Below are 1,620 nucleotides of genomic sequence, written 5' to 3' on the forward strand. Positions count from 1 at the left end.
GAATGTTTTGCTTCGCGCCGAGGTGTTAAACCGAATCAATTCCCGCAAGAAACCCGCCGTTATTGTCACGTATCCAGAAGCGCTTTTCGAGAAAGTGGTGACTCGAAAAGAATTGGATAAAAACACGTTGAAAGTTGCTGTTGGGGATAAGATTTCGATCGACTTTATCAATGAAGTTTTGTTCGAATACGAATTCAAAAGAGTTGATTTCATTACAGAACCCGGAGAATTTTCGGTTCGTGGAGGAATTGTCGATGTATTTTCATTTTCGAATGATAATCCGTACCGAATTGAGTTTTTTGGAGATGAAGTCGAGAGCATCCGTACGTTTGATGTTGCCACGCAATTGTCTATTGAAACGCAAAAAAAGATTACAATAATCCCAAATGTGGAAAACAAAGTTTTTCAGGAAAACCGAGAAAGTTTCTTGGATTATATTTCGGAGAAAACAGTAATTTTTATTCAAAACACCGAAGATTTTTTATTGCAATTGGATAAACAATTTGGCAAAGCCGAAGAAGCTTTCGCAAAATTGTCGCAGGAAATAAAACGGTCGTCTCCAGAAAAATTGTTCTTGAATCAAACCGAATTTATAAAAAGAGCGTTGGATTTCTCGATTGTGGAATTGAGTTCGAAACCTATTTTTAGAACTAACAAAAAATTCGAATACCACATTCAGCCGCAACCGTCATTCAACAAACAATTTGATTTGTTGTTGAATAATCTGAATGAAAATCATTTCAACGGCTACAAAAATTATTTGTTTTGTTCCAATGATGCTCAAGCCAAACGATTTCATGATATTTTCGAAACCTTGGATGAGGCCAATTCGGAGAATATCAGAAAACAATATCATACCGTTGTTTTGCCTTTGTACCAAGGATTTATCGACGAGGAAAACCAAATAACCTGTTACACCGACCATCAAATTTTTGAACGCTACCATAAATTCAGCATCAAAAATGGCTATTCGAAAAAACAGAATATCACTTTAAAAGAACTCACAACTTTGTCTGTTGGTGATTATGTGACACACATCGATCACGGAATTGGACGTTTTGGAGGATTGCAAAAAATACAAGTCGAAGGCAAAACACAAGAAGCGATCAAGCTCGTGTATGCCGATAATGACATTGTGTATGTGAGTATTCATTCGCTGCACAAAATTTCAAAATACAACGGAAAAGACGGAACGCCTCCTAAAATTTACAAATTGGGTTCGAATGCTTGGAAGATTTTAAAACAAAAAACCAAGGCACGCGTCAAGCATATTGCATTCAATTTGATTCAATTGTATGCCAAAAGAAGACTGGAGAAAGGATTTCAGTTTGCGCCTGATAGTTATTTGCAAAACGAACTAGAAAGCTCGTTTATTTACGAAGATACGCCGGACCAAACCAAATCAACTGCAGAAGTAAAAGCTGATATGGAAAGCGATCGTCCAATGGATCGCTTGGTTTGTGGAGATGTTGGTTTTGGTAAAACGGAAGTTGCCATTCGTGCGGCTTTCAAAGCAGTCGACAACAGTAAACAAGTTGCGATATTAGTTCCTACAACTATTCTGGCCTACCAACATTACAGAACTTTTACAGAACGATTGAAAGATATGCCAGTTTCTAT

Annotated in this window: 1 protein-coding gene; it reads left to right on the forward strand. The window is 37.2% G+C overall.

From position 1 onward, the window contains the following. Nucleotides 1–1,620: CarD family transcriptional regulator (locus tag C0430_RS05880; RefSeq protein WP_290866488.1), on the forward strand; the 1,620-nt coding region annotated here is incomplete at both ends.

Origin of the sequence: Flavobacterium sp., from assembly GCF_013823965.1 — a bacterium.
Taxonomy (GTDB): domain Bacteria; phylum Bacteroidota; class Bacteroidia; order Flavobacteriales; family Flavobacteriaceae; genus Flavobacterium.